Origin of the sequence: Shewanella sp. AS16 (genome assembly GCF_021412365.1) — a bacterium.
GTDB lineage: Bacteria > Pseudomonadota > Gammaproteobacteria > Enterobacterales > Shewanellaceae > Shewanella > Shewanella salipaludis.
This window is the reverse complement of the sequence record NZ_JAKCLK010000334.1, coordinates 1-287: the sequence shown is the minus strand read 5'-3', so window position 1 is coordinate 287 and position 287 is coordinate 1. Positions and strand designations below refer to the sequence as shown.

General features: G+C 53.3%; 1 protein-coding gene. It reads left to right on the top strand.

Annotation, left to right across the window (positions count from 1 at the left end; all coding sequences use genetic code 11):
* Window positions 1-287 (top strand): RnfABCDGE type electron transport complex subunit D (locus tag LZP73_RS20535; RefSeq protein ID WP_234236820.1); only part of this gene is annotated, 287 nt, incomplete at both ends.

Genomic DNA, 287 nt, shown 5'->3' with positions numbered 1-287 from the left:
AGATTATGCAATATCCGATCTACAGCGGTATTCTGGCGGGCGTTGGTTGGCAATGGGTAAATCTCGCCTGGCTGGCTGGCGGCGTATGGTTGCTGTGGCAGAAAGCGATTCGCTGGCATATTCCCCTCAGCTTCTTAGTAACGCTGGCGTTATGCGCAACGTTGGGCTGGTTGTTCTCACCAGAAACACTGGCAGCACCGCAAATTCATCTGCTGTCTGGAGCGACCATGCTCGGCGCATTCTTTATTTTGACTGACCCGGTTACCGCTTCTACGACCAATCGTGGT